The following is a 15772-nucleotide window of genomic DNA, read 5'->3' on the forward strand; positions in this document are numbered from 1 at the left end:
TCCTCCTTTATGTGTACCTTAAAGAAGGTTCCCGGTTCATTAGTGGAATAAACATTGGCGTGTGCAGAATGATTTTCCAACATAAAAACGCTTAGGAAGGACAAATTGATAGTAATCCCTAAAGAAAGGAGGGAGACAGAATGCCGGAACAATTCCCGATTTTTTATCCAGCGGAAGCTGATTCCATAAAAAATGCACATGATAGCTATAACGTTTATGTGAACGATGATTATGTGGGCAATAAAATTTTGTTCTCTCATTGTGAAAAAATTGAAGATCTAAGCGACTATCTTAATAATAAAGGCTTCTATAACTTCCAAGCGGAGGTTGAAGGCGATCATTATCGCCTCCAAATGACCGAACAGGACCAGGGGGAGGTTGTGAAGGATGAACTTCACAATTACTTGCACCTCCGTTAGGTCATTCGACTCCATATTCGAAGCTTCCGCTCAACCTGAATGGCCGCTTCTTGGGCTTCTTCTACACTCACTTCCTTAAAGCGAATCGTTCCACCAGGTGGAAGCTGAGCAATCAAAGGAAGATCAGGACCAATGACAGTGCCGACTCTTGTATAGCCGCCTGTTGTTTGACGATCAGCCAGTAGGATAATCGGCTGTCCATTTCCAGGAAGCTGAATGCCACCAATCGGCACAGCGTCGGAAATAACGTCACCATCATGATTTGTTTCAAGTTCAGAACGAAGGCGATAGCCCATCCGATTCGATTGCGGCGACACTTCGTAGGTAGAAGAGAAGAAGGCTTTAACCACATCGGCTGAAATCTGCTCGTGGTGTGGTCCTTTCACAACTCGTACCTCAATGTCACGACAATACTCAGGAATCTCGGTGTAAAATAACCCGGTTCCTGTTTTTCGTTCCCTAGGAGTGCCAAAAAGCTCATCCCGAGCTTGAAGTCTACGTCCAAGTCCAGCGGGTTCATAAACAGACGTACTTCCCATATATTCCTCCGCCTCAAACCCGCCTGATATCGTGATATAAGCTCGAACACCTTGTCGCGGTTTGCCGAATTCAAGCACCTGTCCTTTCTTAATGAGAACAGATTTCCACAGCGGGATGCGGTTCCCGTTAATCATCGGCGATAAATCGCCACCTGTTACAGCTAAGATGAATGTTTCCTGGGCAATAAGCTCAGGTCCTTTCATGGTAACCTCAAGACCTGTCGCGCCTCGCTCGTTCCCTAGAAGGATATTGCCAACTTCAAGAGCAAAGCGGTCAAGAGCGCCAGACGTTGGCACTCCGAACTTCATATATCCTATTCGTCCTAAATCTTGATACGTTGTATACAACCCTGGTTTTTCAACTAAAAATAGCTTCACAGGTTACCGATCCTTTCTATGACGATGTTTTCTTCATCGAACCTTTTCCGCAGTGCCTTAATAAACGCGAGGGCAGACGGCTCGTCACCGTGCACGCAAACCGTGTCTGCCTCAATATCAATAATCGATCCATCAACAGCAGTTACTTTGCTTTCCTTCACCATCGTAATCACCTGATCGATCGCCGTTTGTTCATCACGAATCATCGCATTCTTTTCAACACGAGGCGTTAGGGTGCCATCAGGCTGATACGTGCGGTCGGCAAATACTTCTGATGCATAAGGAAGCGCAGCGTCCTGTGCAGCGCGAATCAGTTCAGAGTTCGCGAGTCCAAACAGAATTAACTCGGGATCAAAATCCTTCACCGCCTGCGCGATCGCATTCGCAAGTTCAGGATCTTTCGAAGCCATATTGTAAAGCGCTCCGTGCGGCTTAACGTGTTGAAGACGCACATCGTGTGCACTGCAGAACCCGTGCAGTGCTCCGATTTGATAAAGAACGAGCGTGTACGCCTCTTCAGGTGTCACGTTAAGATTTCGGCGTCCAAATCCCATTAAGTCAGGAAAACCAGGATGCGCACCGATTCCAACATGGTGCTCCTTCGCCCATTTCACCGTTTTATTCATGATATGAGGATCTCCTGCATGAAAACCACACGCCACATTTGCTGATGAAACAAGCTCAAGCACATGCTCATCCTGTCCCATTACATACGTTCCAAAGCTTTCCCCAAGATCGCTGTTTAAATCAATATGAAAGGTCATAGCGTTTCCTCCCTACGCTCAGGCTTGTACGTACCTTTTTCGATTTCGTCTTCAATCCGTTTGTATTCTTCTTCAGAAATAGAGCGAAAGTGCAAATAGTCACCTTGCTCTAGAAGAAAAGGGTTTTCCTTTTCAAGATCATAAAGGCGAAGTGGTGTACGCCCAATCAAGTTCCAACCACCAGGTGATTCGAGCGGATAGATGCCGGTCTGACTGCCTGCAATGCCAACTGATCCTCGAGGCACCGTTTGTCGTGGTTCCTTAAGACGTGGCATAGCGATTTGCTCGTCAAGACCGCTAAGATAAGGAAAGCCAGGTAAAAAGCCAATCATGTTCACAAGGTAGTCGCCGTTTGTATGTAGTGAAATAACGTCATTAGTATTCATCTTTTTCGATTTGGCTAGAGTAGTAAGATCAGGCCCGTATTCGCCTCCATAAAGAGTCGGAACGGTAACAATGGTTTTGGAGTTACTCTGTTGTTGCTCTGTTTCAAGCGCTTTTTTCTTAAGCAACTCTGTTAGCTGTTGATACGTATAAACCCAAGGATCATAATAAACGGTAACAGAATCATAAGCAGGTACCCATTCAATTATTCCTTGATCTTTAAATGAAAGATTCGTACAGAATGCTTTAATCATTTTGTTCAGAGATGGAGAAACGGCTTCATTAAACGATACCTTCACGGCAGCTTCTCCGAGGGGATGAAAGGTCATTGACATGAAAAGCGCTCCTTTCTATTAAATAAGTGAGTACGTTACTATTAGCTTGTGAATGTTAAATGGTTTTTTCTAAAAGGTTTTTGTTAACAGCTTTTTTGATAGAGAACCTAATTAGCTGATTGGAACGGAAGGATGCTCACCGCCCGCCCCGCGGAAAGCGAGCATCCTGGAGTGGAAATAACCGCTTTATCGCAATAATTCTACTCAATCGTTTCTTTCATTTTACCGAAATTTCAAAATTACAACAAATTCACCATGGAAAATGAAGCCAAAACCCTTATAATGAAGGTAGAATGCAATCAACAAAGGAGATCGTTATGAAAATAGACACTGCACGCTTTGGAGAAATAGATGTTCATGAAGAACGTCTCATGACGTTTGCAAACGGCATCCCCGGCCTCGAGCACTTTAAAACATATTTTCTTTTACCCGCCGACGACAAAGATGAGTCTCCTTTTTACTTTTTACAATCAACAGAAGAAAGAGGACTCTGCTTCTTCCTCGCAGATCCATTTTCTTTCTATCCTAATTATGAGGTGAATCTGGACAACGGTACCCTCGATCAGCTCGAGCTCAAAGATCCAGAACACTCGCTTGTTCTCTCAATCCTTACAGTTCAAGGCTCATTACAAGATGCAACGATGAACTTAAAAGCACCGCTTATTTTTAATACAGTTGCTAGAATCGGAAGACAGATGGTACTGAAACAGGAGTATGGCATTAAAGAACCTTTGCTGAAGCAAGTGGCAGCGCAGGAGGGTGAATAGATGCTTGTACTTGGACGGAAAAAAGGCGAATCAATTGTCATTAATGATGAAATTGAATTGAAGATCATTAGCGTTGAAGGCGACACCGTAAAAATTGGCGTTGAAGCTCCTAAGAATATTGCGATTCATCGGAAAGAGATTTATGAAGCAATTCAATCTGAGAATAAGCTTGCAGCGATGCAGGAGTTTAGTTTGGATGATTTGAAGGAGTTTCAGAAGAGGACGAGTTCGTAAAAAACTCATACATTAAATTATATTACTGTTAAAAGCTCTATCTATAAGAGTGGGTTAATTTCCGCTTCAGGATGCTCGCTTTCCGCGGGGCGGGCGGTGAGCCTCCTCGTCGCTTACGCTCCAATTTGCTAAATGTGGCTATATTAAAGAAAGAACATTTTAATAAGGAATTTGGTAAAAGAACCGTTTTCACGTTAGGGTGCGGTTCTTTTTTGTTTGAGTTTTTTGCTATCTTGATTACGTAAATTATAGGAACACTAAGGTTTATAGTAGGGAATAGATGAGTTTTAAATTTTTCTGATTATTTTTTAAAAAACTATTAAACGTTTAAAATCACCTGCCGATAATAGGAGTGTTAGGAAGTCCAAACGGATGTGGATTTTCTTGATAAAACATTACACGGAGGTAGATTAAGAATGATTATTAATCACAATATTTCAGCAATGAACACGTACCGTCAGATGAATGTGAACCAAAGTGCAGCTAGTGGTTCGATGGAGAAGTTGTCTTCTGGACTTCGTATTAACAAAGCAGGAGATGATGCAGCTGGATTAGCAATTTCAGAAAAAATGAGAGGTCAAATTCGTGGGTTAGATCAAGCTAGTCGTAATGCTCAAGATGGAGTTTCATTAATTCAAACAGCTGAGGGAGCATTAGGTGAAACGCAAAGTATGCTTCAGCGTATGCGCGAATTAGCAGTTCAGGCATCTAATGACACTTTGACAGGAAAAGATCGTACAGCTATTCAAGAGGAAGTTAACCAATTGACGTCAGAAATGAATAGAATTGGTAATACTACTGAATTCAATTCTCGTAAATTAGTTAATGGAGACAGTGGTGGACCTGGAACTACAGGAACTGCTGGAGTTTTTGAAATATCATTCACAGCTGCTACAGTTGATACTGATACTCTAAACATTGATGGTGTTAAGTTTACAGCAATAGCTGCAACAGGTACTCCCGATTCTAAGGATGGGGAGTTTAAAGCAGCAGATATGGCTTCACTAAAAACAGCCATTGAAAGTAGTGCCCTTAATGATAAGTACACTGTTACAACTGGAACAGATAAGATAATTTTGACACAAAAGGTTGCTTCGAATGAAGACGCTGCTGTTACAATTAAAGGAACAGGAAAAGCTTCTGTCGACGAAACAACAAATGGTGTTTCTGCAACAGATGGTGCCCTTTCCCTTCAAATTGGAGCTAATGGAGGTCAAACATTTGAAGTAGATTTGTCTGATATGAGAGCTGAAGCACTAGGTGTTAGTAGTGATGACGGTGGAGACGCTCTAAAGGATTCTGATGGAAATAACGTTTTAAATGCAGCTTGGACTTCTACTACTACAGTTACAGATGGAACTTCTGGCACAACTACTGAACGTGCTTTAGATATAGGCACTTCCGACAAAGCTTCTGCAGCAATAACTGTAATTGATGCTGCATTAAAAAAGGTTTCTGATGAAAGATCTAAACAAGGGGCTATTCAAAACCGTCTTGAACACACTATCAACAACCTAAACACATCTTCCGAAAACCTAACTGCTGCAGAATCTCGTATTCGCGACGTTGATATGGCGAAAGAAATGATGAACATGACGAAGGAAAACATCAAAGCTCAGGCAGCTCAGGCTATGCTTGCACAAGCTAACCAGGCTCCACAGCAAGTACTTCAACTTCTTCGTTAATCTTTAATACTACTTTGAAAGACCTTAGATCTTCTTCTAAGGTCTTTCTTTATAATTGATTCTTTTCTAGAAAATGGTTGCTTTTTTAAAAGATTTTGCAGAAGTGAACCACACTTAGCTGATTGAAGCGGAAGGATGCTCGACTCCTGCGGGACCAGCGGGACAGGTGAGACCCCGCAGGCGCGATGTTCTTGCGCGCCGAGGAGCTCAGCGCCCGCCACGCGGAAAGCGAGCATCCTGGAGCGCAAATCAACCGCTTTATAGCAAAAGAACCTACAAAAAGAGCCTTATAATTAGAGCATTTCTATAAAGGAGTGAAATGTGTTTTGGATATTGCAGCACTTTCAATGGTGTTAAACCAAGCGAAGGTTCAGCAACAGGTGAACGTTTCGCTAACAAAAACAGCAATGAATCAAGCGCAGGATAACTCGAATCAATTTGTGAAAATGTTGGAGCAATCGGTTCAGCCTCATCTTGGGAGTCATGTGAACATCAAAGGATAGAACCCATTGTACTCCGTTGACAGGGAGCGAAAACAATGGAAATTTCAAACGTGCCACAAATGGCTTCTGGCATACCACCAAAAGCGCAGCAAAAGGATCATCAGATTAAGCAAGAACTACTAGAGCAAATCGATTTACATCAAGAAGAATTCTCAAAAGAAGCGGTCATCAATAAAGTGAATGAATTGAACGACTTCATCCAACCAACCAACACGAGCATCAAGTTTCAGCTACACGACAAGTTAAATGAGTTTTATGTTCAAATTATTGATACGACGACAGAAGAAGTGGTGAAGGAGATTCCTTCGAAGAAATTTCTTGATCGGTATGCGGCGACGGCTGAGCTGCTTGGGTTTATGGTCGATCGGAAAATATGACGTTTTTAGACTCTCAATCTGAGAGTTCTTTTTTTAGGACTTTTTACACCTTAAACTCTTTCCTTTCTATGCCGATAGTATGTATAAGAGGAACGAACGGAGGAGATGTTCATGAGAATTTCCGGGTTAGCGACGGGGATGGATATTGATCAGATGGTAAAAGATCTCATGACGGCAGAGCGGGTCCCGCTCGATAAATTGTCTCAACAAAAGCAAGTGGTTGAATGGCAGAAGGAATCGTATCGAGAGCTGAACACCATGATGTCTGAGATGCGAACTGCAGCATCATCGATGCGACTGCAGTCAGGGTATAACGCCTACAAAGCGGTGTCTTCGAATGCTGACACAGTTAAAGCGACGTCAACGTCTTCATCTGTGCCTGGTTCGTACAAGGTTACGGTGAATCAGCTTGCCGAAAGTGCAAAATACGTTTCTGCTGCAGCGATTCAGAATGAAGCAGGGACGAATGCGAAAGCGACTGACAAGGTTCTTCACGCAGCGGATAACGACACAACCTTTGAACTTACGAATGCAAAAGGACAAACGGCAACCGTTACGATAACAGCTGCCGATACATTTAAAAGTCTAGCTGAGAAAATCGCCGGTGCGAAAGATGATGCGACAGGTGAAACGCTCGGAATGAGAGCGAATTTCGACAACACGACTTCACGGTTTTTCATTTCAACCAAAGCCATGGGTGGAGATGAGTCGTTAACTCTTTCATCGTTTAGCGATAATACCGTTGCCCAAAGGCTTTTAGGGGGAGCAACGAACGCCACTGCAACGGGTACATATGGGTCAGTTTCATTTGATGGCATTGTCGTTGAGAACCTGAAAACGAATGCGACGACTATTAATAACTTGAAGATCGATCTTGTCCAAAAAGGAACGTCGATTATTTCTATTCAAAGTGACACTCAGGCCCCGTTCGACATGGTGAAGTCGTTCGTTGAGAAATACAACGAGTTTGTTGATAAAACGAAAGGGTTGCTGACAGAGAAACGAAATCGTGACTTCCCTCCACTGACGGATGCGCAGAGAGAAGACTTAACTGAGAAGGAAATAGAGCTCTGGGAAGAAAAGGCGAGAAGCGGTTTGTTGCAAAGTGATTCAACTGTAAGAGGAATTACGAGCAGCTTGCGAAATGCCTGGATGTCTCCTGTAGAAGGCATTCCGGCTGGGGAACTCTCGATGCTCTCGCAAATTGGGATTAATACAGGGAGTTATCAGGATGGCGGTAAGCTTTTCATTGATGAAGCGAAGCTAAAAAGCGCGCTTGAAGAGAAGCCTGATGAAGTGATAAATCTTTTTACTAGTGGAAGCAATGGAATTGGTGACAGATTATACGATAGCGTGAACCAAGGCATTGATCAGCTTGGCAAAAAAGCGGGTACGCCAGGGTCGCTCATTGATAGCAGTTTCCTTTCAACGCGATTAAAGAATTTAGATGAGCAGATGAGAACATGGGAAGGCAAGCTTGAAACGGTGGAAAATCGCTATTGGAAGCAGTTTGGAGCACTTGAGACAGCGATGGACAGAATGAATCAACAAAGCTTATGGGTACAACAAAACTTACTTGGTGGGATGTAATGATGAAAAGAATCGATGCACTGCATCAAATGCACGTGATTACAAATCAAATCGCAAGATCGCTTGAAGGATTAAAGCCTTCTATGGACGATAATGAGCAGAGTGACCTTGATGGCATAAACCATATTATTAGTCGGCGGGAAGAGACGATTAAGCTTCTAGATGAGGCGTTGAAAGAGGAAGGAAACGATTGGTCACCGGATGAGCAGCATTTGCTTGAGCAGTTGAGTGGACTTGAAGAGACAATTCAACCAAAGCTTTCCGAGCTATATGCGGCATTTTCAGATCAAATGAGACGACTTCAGCAAGGGAAATCAGCGGCAGGTAAGTATAAAGCACACTCGTACACAGACGGCGCATTTTTCGATCAGCGAAAATAGGAGGCACGTAAGATGGCAATGAAAAACCCTTACCAAACGTACCAGCAAAATGCAGTCACAACGTCTTCACCACAGGAATTAACTTTAATGCTTTATAACGGATGCATTAAATTTATTCGTCTCTCAGCTATAGCGATGGAGAAGAAGAACATCGAAGCGAAGAACACAAACATCATTAAGGCTCAGAACATTTTACAGGAGCTTCGAAGCTCATTAAACATGGATATTGCACTTTCCGAGTCGATGGACTCACTTTATGAATATATGATTTCACAGTTAGTTTCAGCGAATATCACAAATGATGCTAGCAAGCTGAAAGAAGTAGAAGAGTTAGCTGAGGAATTTCGAAATACGTGGAAAACAGCGATGGAACAGATGAAATAAAGGGAAACAAAGAGGGTGAATGCAATGGAAAAAACATCTCTGTTTGGCGTACTGCTTGGCTTCTTCGTCCTCATTGGCGGATTAGTTCTAAAGGGAGCAAATCCGGCCGCACTCCTAAATCCAGCTGCCCTTGTTATTATTTTCGTAGGGACAGCAGCGGCACTATTGATAGCCTTTCCGTTCAATGAAATAAAGAAATTTCCGGTTTTGTTGAAAATTCTTTTCACGAATCAAAAGATTATAACGGAAAAAGAATTGATTCCAATGTTTCGTGACTGGGCAACGGTTGCTCGTCGAGAAGGATTGCTTTCACTAGAAAACAGCCTTGAGAAGATTGATGATCCCTTTCTAAAAGGTGGATTTCAAATGGTGATCGATGGCCATTCTCATGAAGTGATTGAGGAAATTCTTGTAGAAGATATTGAAGCAATGAAAGACCGTCATAAGGCAGCAGCAGGCATTTTTACGCAGGCCGGTACGTATGCGCCCACGCTTGGCGTGCTCGGAGCTGTTGTTGGTCTTGTTGCAGCACTAAGTCATCTTGGTGATATGGAATTGCTAGGGAAATCAATTGCGGCTGCGTTTATCGCAACTCTATTTGGAATTTTCACAGGATACGTTCTCTGGCACCCTTTTGCGAATAAGTTGAAGCGTAAATCAAGTGCTGAGGCACGAATCAAAATGATTATGCTTGAAGGCCTTCTTGCCGTACAGTCAGGTGCATCTCCGCGAATGGTTGAAGACAAGCTACTCGTATATCTGCCAAGTAAAGAGCGTAATCTCGAGGATGTAAAAGCAAGTCAGACGGTTGGCGAAGGGGTAGGGGCGGATGCGTAAGAAAAGGCACGAGGAACATGAAGAGCACGTTGATGAAAGCTGGCTCATTCCTTATGCGGATATGCTTACGCTTCTTCTCGCACTATTCATCGTCTTATTTGCAGCGAGTACTGTCGATGTGAAAAAGTACGAAGCCATTACGAAATCGTTTGAAGAAGTATTAAATGGCGGAACAGGCATTATGGAAAGCGAACCGTCTACAATGCAGCCTCAAGAGGGATCCTTTGTAGGTCTAGAGGAAGATCCTGAAGAGGACAAAGAAGAAGAAAAAGAGAAAGAGAAAGAGGAACAGGAAGAGTCAGAAGAAGAGCTTGAGAAAGATTTGAATAAGCTCGAGAAGTTGAAAGATCGGATTGACGCGTATATTGGAAAGCAGGATCTAGATGCGTTCTTACAGACGAAATTAACAGAAGAAGGTCTTCTCATCACCATTAAAGAAGCGGCACTGTTCCAAAGTGGGAAAGCGGATTTAACTGGTGACGCGAAGGAACTTGCGAAAGAAATATCCTCGCTTCTTGTTACAGATCCACCACGCCGGATTACGGTAACGGGTCATACAGATAATCGACCGATTAAAACGTCTCAGTATCAATCAAACTGGCACTTAAGCTCCGAGCGCGCGCTTAATTTTATGACTGAGCTTTTGAAGAATAAGAACTTAAAGCCCGAGCTGTATAGCTTTACAGGTTATGGTGAGTATCGACCGATTGATACAAACAAAACCGATGCAGGAAGAGCGAAAAATCGTCGGGTAGAAGTACTAATCCTCCCGTACAACGTTGAAAATTAGAATGATGAGGTGGAAAAGATGAAGCGGATTTTGATGATCCTCCTAGCGGCACTTGGTATTGTTGGAGCAGGAGCGGTAGCAGCCGTAATCTTTCTGGATATCAACTTAAAAGAAGTGATTGCACAGGAGGAGAAAGAACCGACGGCAGAAGAACTTGCAGCAAGAAGCTTTAGCATGGAGCCGCTAACAACGAATTTAACATCTGAAAATTACGCTGTTGTTCAATTAAATTTACTTGCGGACAGCGAGAAGAGCTATAAAGAACTCGAAGTTCGAACACCAGAGCTGAAAGCGATCGTCATTTCAACACTTGCTGGTTTATCTCGTGACGACTTAAAAGGTTCAGAGGGGCTCACGAATTTTGCTAAGACGATTCAAGCAGAAGCAAACAAGATTTTACACGATGGACAAGTCGAACGAGTTCTCATTACAGACTTTAAAATCCAGTAAGCGGTTAACTTTTTTGATAAATTTCCGATAATAACGGTAGAATGCTCAATTTAGGGTACGAATAATAGAATAGGAGTAGTTTAATAATTTATCGGAGAGAGGTGACCGGGCATGAACGTGAACAAACCGTCAGTACCGCCTATTGTAAACCCTTACCAGAAGCATAATCCTGTTACGAAAGTAGAGCAGGCGAAAAAAGCTCCTCGTGAAGATGAGCTCCAAATCTCTAATAAAGCGAGAGAACTATACGACATGAAGACTGAACAGGAACGCGAAGCCAAGGTAACAGCGATTAAGAAGCAAATTGAAGAAGGTACGTATCGTGTCGATAGTCAGAAAACAGCAGAGAAGCTGTTTGAAAAGTGGTTCTAACAGGAGGCGGCACGATGGGACAACAGTTGTTGAGCGTAATGAGCGAGATGATTCAGGTGCATGAGAAATTAATTAAGGTGTCGGAGCAGAAGCATGCAGCGCTCGTTGAACGGGATATGGTAAGTCTAACGGAAGTAATGAAAACAGAGAAAGATCTTCTACAGAAGCTGCGTGACAAAGAAGAGAGGCGTCAGGAGCTGACCGGTGAGCTATCTGGCGATAAAGAACAAACGCTAAAAGGAGTTCTTGATCTCCTTAGCCCTCCAGTAAGACGGATGGTTGAAAGCCGTGCAGCTGAGTTAAAAAAGCAAGCTGAGACGCTTAAATCACTTAATGAACAAAATGAAGAGTTGTTAAAAGATGCGATGGCGTTTATCCATCATATGATTGGTCATCTAACAGCTCCTCGTGATCAATCGATCACTTACGGCAGGCCCAATCAAAAGCCGTCTACAGGTGCACCAAGAGGATACTTTGATACGAAGGCCTGATGCAGTCAGGTAAGGAAAGGGACGTGACGAAATGACATCAACATTTCATGGATTAGAGGTCGGAAAGAGAAGTCTATACACCCAGCAAGCAGCTCTCACAACAGCGGGGCACAATATTTCAAATGCAAATACGCCCGGTTATTCAAGACAACGCGTGAACATGCAGGCAACTTCTCCGATCACGTACCCTTACCAAACAGGTAGCACATCCTCTCAGCTTGGAACTGGTGTAAGTGTTCAATCGATTGAACGGATTCGTTCAGAATATCTCGACGGTCAATACCGTGAACGCAATTCGATGCTAGGTTCAGAGTCTATGAAGCTTGATACGCTTGAGCAGATTGAGGCGTTATCCGGTGAGCCTGGTGAAAATGGTCTCAGTGCGTCGCTCGATCGCTTCTGGTCAGCGTGGGAAGACCTTGCGTCTAATCCTGATAGTACCGCAGCACGCGCCGTTGTTGTAGGACGTGCAGAAGAGCTTCTTGATCAAGCAAAATCGTTCAACAAAGGGCTTACGAGTCTAACAGATAGTTTGGTGAAGCAGGAAGCAGCGGTTCAAAACGAGATTAGCTCGATATCTTCGCAAATCGAGAGTTTAAATAAGCAGATTTCGAAAGATGGAAATGCGAACGATTTAATGGACCGTCGCGATCTATTAAAGGATCAGTTATCTGGGCTCGTTCGTACTGCAGATGGCGAAGTAGTCGGCGGGAAGCTTAAAGGAATTCAAGAATCTATTACTCTGACAAAGAATATGCAGAGTGATCTTAATGAGATGTTCAACACTTTGATTTCCGGCAAGGACGCTACTTCTCCGGGTGGGGAAGTGGGTGGATTGAACGATTTAATGGAATCTGGTTTTTCCCTAATTAGAAACGCCGATGGAACGATGCAGCAAGGCAAACCGCTTTTCACTACTGCTGGCAATGGCCTTGAAGGCATCTCAATCAACAATGATGTGAAAGCAAACCCCTCAACAATAGGAGCTTCTTCCAAAAACGACACGATTAGCAATGGAGATATTGCCTCAAGCATTAGTGATTTAAAGAACAAAACGTTTACATTCCCGCTAGCGGGTTCTACTGATTCTGTGACAACGAATGTGAATGATTATTACAGCACGCTCATTACCCGTCTTGCTTCAAATGCACAGTCTTCCGAAAGAACTGTATCGAATCATGAATCTGTTCTCCAATCCATAGATAATAACCGGATGTCGGTTAGCGGTGTATCGTTGGATGAAGAAATGGCAAACCTTGTTCAATTTCAACATGCGTACAATGCGGCTGCACGCTACATTAGTACAACGGATGAAATACTCGATGTAATTATTAACCGTATGGGCGTATAGAGAGGAGTAGAGGAATGAGAATTACGCAGCAAATGCTAACAAGTAACATGACAACTCAAATGAATCGAAATCTCTCTAACCTAGAAAAAGCCAATCAAGAAGTGTCTACTGGGAAACGAATTAACAAACCGTCTGATGATCCGATGGGAACTGAGAAATCGTTGAAGCTGTCATCCCAACTAGCAAGAAATGAACAGTTTGAACGGAATACAGATTACGCAATGTCTTGGATGGATATGACGGAGCGCACGCTATCTAGCGTATCGAATGTGTTTCAACGTGCGAATGAGCTTGGTGTTCAGGCATCAAGTGGAACAAATTCTCAAGATGAATTAGATACAATGGCAAAAGAATTTAAGCAGCTTCGCGAAGAACTAGAAGGTCTAGCGAACATGAAGCTTGATGGGAAATATATCTTTAATGGTCAGAAAACAGACCAGCCGATTACCATCGAAGCAAACGGTGAACTTAAATATGATAATGGCTCAATGAAGCAACGCATTTCGCCTTTTAGTGAAGTGAAACTCAACGTAAGTGCAGATGAAGTGTTTGATAACGATGTGAATTTGTTTAAAGCGCTTGATCGCTTTTCACAGGCGTTAACGACTGGTAACTCAGAAGAAATGAACACGGCACTAGGAGAAGTTCAAAAAGGTTCAGATCAAATTCTGACGAGCTGGACGGGTATGGGTGCTCGTCAATCGCGAGTGGAAAGCATGAACCAGCGATTGAAAGACGAGAATATTTCGGTTCAATCCTTTTTATCCAAAAATGAAGACGTAGATCTAGCAGAAGCGATCATGAAGCTGAAATCAGAAGAAAGCGTCTACCAGGCAACACTCGCATCAAGCGCCAAAATCATTCAGCCTTCTCTACTAGATTTTCTAAGATAGCAAAACACCTCGCCATCGGCGAGGTGTTTTGTGTTTAAGCTATCGTTTAATCGTATTCGCAAGCCCCATCATCTCATCTGCCATTTTGATTGCCTGGCTTTGAAACTGTAGCAAGCGCTGAGTTGAGATCATATCCGTCGTTTGTTTCGTTAGGTCGACGTTCGACATTTCAAGGAAACCCTGTCTTGTTTTGAACTCTTCACTGACCACTGCATTTCCATCTGCTGCATTTAGAGAGAATTCATTGCCACCTTCATTCACAAGAGATTGAGGGCGATTGATTTTCGCTACGCTTAGTTGGAACGTTTGGCCGTTCTCAGCCTGAATGTCCCCTTGATCAGAAATTGATAGCTTTCCAGGGGGCGTTGCAAAAGTGATGGCATTTCCGTTCACATCAAGAACGGCGTTGCCACTACTCGTAACGAGTGTCAGTGCATTGTTTTCGTTCTGAAATTCGAACGAACCGTCTCTCGTATAATGAATGTCCTCGCCGTTTTGGACGCGGTAATAAACATTTTCACCTTCTAGCATTACATCTAACTCCCGACCAGTTTCTTGCGCAGATCCCTGTTCGTATCGAAGTGATGTTATACCAACCTTTGAGCCAAAGCCAACCCTTAAGTTTTCAGGTGTTTGCCTTCCAGGTTCAGTAGCTTCACCAGTCTGATTCTCGTACGTTCTCGTTAATAGATTTTGAAAAGTTGCTTCTCGACTTTTGTAACCAGCCGTGTTCACGTTCGCAATGTTATTTGCGATCGTATCCATTTTCTTTTGCGTCTGACTTAATGAAGAGGACGCAGTTGCCATCTGGATATTCACTCGTATCCCTCCTAGTAAACTCGGCCGATGTCATTAACGGCTTTATCGATGCTTTGATCATACGTTTGAAGAACACGCTGATTGGCTTCATATAATCGATATGTATTGAGCATATCCGTCATTGTCGTGGTCATATCTACATTAGAGCCCTCAAGAAACCCCTGCTTAACGGAGAATTGATTAAAGTTAGTCGTTTCTACGTTTTGCGGTGCTGCATTTTCCTCACCAGACCATGCGAAAACGCCGTGCCCTTCTTGCGTTAATTGTTCAGGGTCGCCGGTGTAACCGATCCAAAGATTTTGTTGATTGCCACCCTCTTCAATGATCGTCCCATTCTCCATCGAAAAAGACTCGCCCGCTAGTTGAATGGGCTGTAGCTGTTCATTTACGACACGATATCCTTCGCTCGTAGTAAGAAATCCATCTTCATTAACAGTGAAATTTCCGTTTCTTGTATAGCGAATCGAATTATCGTCAAGCTGAACACCAAATAAAAGCAGGCCTTTTTTACCTGTTTCCTCATCAACAGGAAGCCCTTCGTCCACAAGAGCCATATCCGTTACCTTGCCCGTTTCTTTTAATGCACCACTCGTGAAGCTTGGAATGCCTTCTTGAGTATACACACCGGTCTGAAGTGTTCCTACTGAGGAGTTCGCCTGAGAAGTGTTGGTATTCCGCTCTTTCAGTAAGTATTCAGGGAATGAGCGAAGTGCTGCGACATCTTGTTTAAAGCCTGGTGTTTCTGCGTTTGATAGGTTGTTTGTGAGGTATTGTTGCTTTCGTTCACTTGCCATCATGCCTGATGTAGCGGTATACAAACCTTTGAACATGGACTCGCTCCTAACGTAGTACTATAGAACGTACTAAGAGTTTATTACTTCCATTATACAGCTCAATATTGGAAAAATTAAGTGAAAAAAGTCGTTTATTAGGTTAAAACTCTCATTTACTATTATTTTTGACAATGCTATGCTAGCAATAACGAAAATATTGTCGAATGAGTATGATTTTACCCATAAATCCATTTTTT

Annotated in this window: 21 protein-coding genes; 16 read left to right on the forward strand and 5 right to left on the reverse strand. The window is 43.0% G+C overall.

Annotation, left to right across the window (positions count from 1 at the left end):
* Positions 1 to 140 precede the first annotated feature (140 nt).
* Entirely contained in the window at positions 141 to 419 is a 279-nt protein-coding gene (locus tag AB986_RS11275) for a hypothetical protein (protein WP_048311260.1), read from the forward strand.
* Here the strand turns inward: AB986_RS11275 and AB986_RS11280 are convergent.
* Genes AB986_RS11280 through pxpB form a run of 3 tightly spaced genes read right to left on the reverse strand, consistent with a single transcriptional unit; the run spans position 416 to position 2819 of the window.
* Positions 416 to 1336, reverse strand: coding sequence for a 5-oxoprolinase subunit C family protein (locus AB986_RS11280; protein WP_048311261.1), 921 nt, complete (start codon positions 1334 to 1336; stop codon positions 416 to 418). The two genes, AB986_RS11275 and AB986_RS11280, sit on opposite strands and share 4 nt — an antisense overlap.
* Positions 1333 to 2100 (reverse strand): LamB/YcsF family protein, encoded by a 768-nt coding sequence (locus tag AB986_RS11285; protein WP_048311262.1) that lies wholly within the window; start codon positions 2098 to 2100, stop codon positions 1333 to 1335. Before AB986_RS11285 ends, AB986_RS11280 begins: the two co-directional genes overlap by 4 nt.
* Positions 2097 to 2819, reverse strand: coding sequence for a 5-oxoprolinase subunit PxpB (gene pxpB / locus AB986_RS11290; protein ID WP_048311263.1), 723 nt, complete (start codon positions 2817 to 2819; stop codon positions 2097 to 2099). Before pxpB ends, AB986_RS11285 begins: the two co-directional genes overlap by 4 nt.
* A gap of 317 nt (positions 2820 to 3136) precedes the next feature.
* On the opposite strand from pxpB, the gene fliW reads away from it, so the two are divergent.
* The 15 genes from fliW (at position 3137) to flgL (ending at position 13923) form a co-directional block, all read left to right on the forward strand.
* Entirely contained in the window at positions 3137 to 3586 is a 450-nt protein-coding gene (gene fliW / locus AB986_RS11295) for a flagellar assembly protein FliW (protein ID WP_048311264.1), read from the forward strand.
* Positions 3587 to 3820 carry a carbon storage regulator CsrA gene (csrA, locus tag AB986_RS11300; protein WP_048311265.1) on the forward strand — a complete coding sequence of 78 codons (234 nt, stop codon included), beginning with the start codon at positions 3587 to 3589 and terminating at the stop codon, positions 3818 to 3820. It abuts the gene before it with no gap.
* A gap of 416 nt (positions 3821 to 4236) precedes the next feature.
* The gene (locus AB986_RS11305; RefSeq protein ID WP_048311266.1) at positions 4237 to 5505 is read left to right on the forward strand and encodes a flagellin N-terminal helical domain-containing protein; all 1269 of its coding nucleotides are present in this window, start codon (positions 4237 to 4239) and stop codon (positions 5503 to 5505) included.
* Between the two features lie 326 nt (positions 5506 to 5831).
* Entirely contained in the window at positions 5832 to 6008 is a 177-nt protein-coding gene (locus AB986_RS21720; protein WP_084006520.1) for a YjfB family protein, read from the forward strand.
* Positions 6009 to 6043: 35 nt separating this feature from the next.
* Positions 6044 to 6385 carry a flagellar protein FlaG gene (gene flaG / locus AB986_RS11315; protein WP_048311268.1) on the forward strand — a complete coding sequence of 114 codons (342 nt, stop codon included), beginning with the start codon at positions 6044 to 6046 and terminating at the stop codon, positions 6383 to 6385.
* Positions 6386 to 6496: 111 nt separating this feature from the next.
* Positions 6497 to 7975, forward strand: a complete 1479-nt coding sequence (gene fliD, locus AB986_RS11320; RefSeq protein ID WP_048311269.1) for a flagellar filament capping protein FliD — start codon at positions 6497 to 6499, stop codon at positions 7973 to 7975.
* On the forward strand, positions 7975 to 8355 hold the full coding sequence (gene fliT, locus AB986_RS11325; RefSeq protein WP_048311270.1) for a flagellar protein FliT: 381 nt from the start codon (positions 7975 to 7977) through the stop codon (positions 8353 to 8355). Before fliD ends, fliT begins: the two co-directional genes overlap by 1 nt.
* Positions 8356 to 8367: 12 nt before the next feature.
* A complete protein-coding gene (gene fliS / locus AB986_RS11330; RefSeq protein ID WP_048311271.1) occupies positions 8368 to 8739 on the forward strand; it encodes a flagellar export chaperone FliS in 372 nt (123 codons plus the stop codon).
* A gap of 24 nt (positions 8740 to 8763) precedes the next feature.
* Positions 8764 to 9576, forward strand: a complete 813-nt coding sequence (gene motA, locus AB986_RS11335; protein WP_048311272.1) for a flagellar motor stator protein MotA — start codon at positions 8764 to 8766, stop codon at positions 9574 to 9576.
* On the forward strand, positions 9569 to 10366 hold the full coding sequence (gene motB / locus AB986_RS11340) for a flagellar motor protein MotB (protein ID WP_048311273.1): 798 nt from the start codon (positions 9569 to 9571) through the stop codon (positions 10364 to 10366). Before motA ends, motB begins: the two co-directional genes overlap by 8 nt.
* Positions 10367 to 10384: 18 nt before the next feature.
* Positions 10385 to 10816 (forward strand): flagellar basal body-associated FliL family protein, encoded by a 432-nt coding sequence (locus AB986_RS11345; RefSeq protein ID WP_053216141.1) that lies wholly within the window; start codon positions 10385 to 10387, stop codon positions 10814 to 10816.
* 111 nt (positions 10817 to 10927) lie between these two features.
* The gene (gene flgM, locus AB986_RS11350; protein ID WP_048311275.1) at positions 10928 to 11188 is read left to right on the forward strand and encodes a flagellar biosynthesis anti-sigma factor FlgM; all 261 of its coding nucleotides are present in this window, start codon (positions 10928 to 10930) and stop codon (positions 11186 to 11188) included.
* 14 nt (positions 11189 to 11202) lie between these two features.
* The gene (locus AB986_RS11355) at positions 11203 to 11679 is read left to right on the forward strand and encodes a flagellar protein FlgN (RefSeq protein WP_048311276.1); all 477 of its coding nucleotides are present in this window, start codon (positions 11203 to 11205) and stop codon (positions 11677 to 11679) included.
* Positions 11680 to 11710: 31 nt separating this feature from the next.
* Positions 11711 to 13030 carry a flagellar hook-associated protein FlgK gene (gene flgK, locus AB986_RS11360; RefSeq protein WP_048311277.1) on the forward strand — a complete coding sequence of 440 codons (1320 nt, stop codon included), beginning with the start codon at positions 11711 to 11713 and terminating at the stop codon, positions 13028 to 13030.
* 14 nt (positions 13031 to 13044) lie between these two features.
* Entirely contained in the window at positions 13045 to 13923 is an 879-nt protein-coding gene (flgL, locus tag AB986_RS11365) for a flagellar hook-associated protein FlgL (protein WP_048311278.1), read from the forward strand.
* 39 nt (positions 13924 to 13962) lie between these two features.
* Here the strand turns inward: flgL and AB986_RS11370 are convergent, their stop codons facing one another.
* A complete protein-coding gene (locus AB986_RS11370) occupies positions 13963 to 14742 on the reverse strand; it encodes a flagellar hook-basal body protein (RefSeq protein ID WP_048311279.1) in 780 nt (259 codons plus the stop codon).
* 11 nt (positions 14743 to 14753) lie between these two features.
* Positions 14754 to 15572, reverse strand: coding sequence for a flagellar hook-basal body protein (locus AB986_RS11375; protein WP_048311280.1), 819 nt, complete (start codon positions 15570 to 15572; stop codon positions 14754 to 14756).
* Positions 15573 to 15772: the final 200 nt, after the last annotated feature.

Source organism: Guptibacillus hwajinpoensis (assembly GCF_001039475.1).
Classification (GTDB): Bacteria; Bacillota; Bacilli; order Bacillales; family Guptibacillaceae; genus Guptibacillus; species Guptibacillus hwajinpoensis.

Excerpts from the sequence above, each read along its gene's own strand:
- AB986_RS11285 (WP_048311262.1), bottom strand. The coding sequence starts at position 2,100 with ATGACCTTTCATATTGATTTAAACAGCGATCTTGGGGAAAGCTTTGGA.
- pxpB (WP_048311263.1), bottom strand. The coding sequence starts at position 2,819 with ATGTCAATGACCTTTCATCCCCTCGGAGAAGCTGCCGTGAAGGTATCG.
- flgK (WP_048311277.1), top strand. The coding sequence starts at position 11,711 with ATGACATCAACATTTCATGGATTAGAGGTCGGAAAGAGAAGTCTATAC.
- fliW (WP_048311264.1), top strand. The coding sequence starts at position 3,137 with ATGAAAATAGACACTGCACGCTTTGGAGAAATAGATGTTCATGAAGAA.
- motA (WP_048311272.1), top strand. The coding sequence starts at position 8,764 with ATGGAAAAAACATCTCTGTTTGGCGTACTGCTTGGCTTCTTCGTCCTC.
- flgL (WP_048311278.1), top strand. The coding sequence starts at position 13,045 with ATGAGAATTACGCAGCAAATGCTAACAAGTAACATGACAACTCAAATG.
- AB986_RS11275 (WP_048311260.1), top strand. The coding sequence starts at position 141 with ATGCCGGAACAATTCCCGATTTTTTATCCAGCGGAAGCTGATTCCATA.
- AB986_RS11345 (WP_053216141.1), top strand. The coding sequence starts at position 10,385 with ATGAAGCGGATTTTGATGATCCTCCTAGCGGCACTTGGTATTGTTGGA.
- flgM (WP_048311275.1), top strand. The coding sequence starts at position 10,928 with ATGAACGTGAACAAACCGTCAGTACCGCCTATTGTAAACCCTTACCAG.
- flaG (WP_048311268.1), top strand. The coding sequence starts at position 6,044 with ATGGAAATTTCAAACGTGCCACAAATGGCTTCTGGCATACCACCAAAA.
- AB986_RS11305 (WP_048311266.1), top strand. The coding sequence starts at position 4,237 with ATGATTATTAATCACAATATTTCAGCAATGAACACGTACCGTCAGATG.
- fliT (WP_048311270.1), top strand. The coding sequence starts at position 7,975 with ATGATGAAAAGAATCGATGCACTGCATCAAATGCACGTGATTACAAAT.
- fliD (WP_048311269.1), top strand. The coding sequence starts at position 6,497 with ATGAGAATTTCCGGGTTAGCGACGGGGATGGATATTGATCAGATGGTA.
- motB (WP_048311273.1), top strand. The coding sequence starts at position 9,569 with ATGCGTAAGAAAAGGCACGAGGAACATGAAGAGCACGTTGATGAAAGC.
- fliS (WP_048311271.1), top strand. The coding sequence starts at position 8,368 with ATGGCAATGAAAAACCCTTACCAAACGTACCAGCAAAATGCAGTCACA.
- csrA (WP_048311265.1), top strand. The coding sequence starts at position 3,587 with ATGCTTGTACTTGGACGGAAAAAAGGCGAATCAATTGTCATTAATGAT.
- AB986_RS11355 (WP_048311276.1), top strand. The coding sequence starts at position 11,203 with ATGGGACAACAGTTGTTGAGCGTAATGAGCGAGATGATTCAGGTGCAT.
- AB986_RS11375 (WP_048311280.1), bottom strand. The coding sequence starts at position 15,572 with ATGTTCAAAGGTTTGTATACCGCTACATCAGGCATGATGGCAAGTGAA.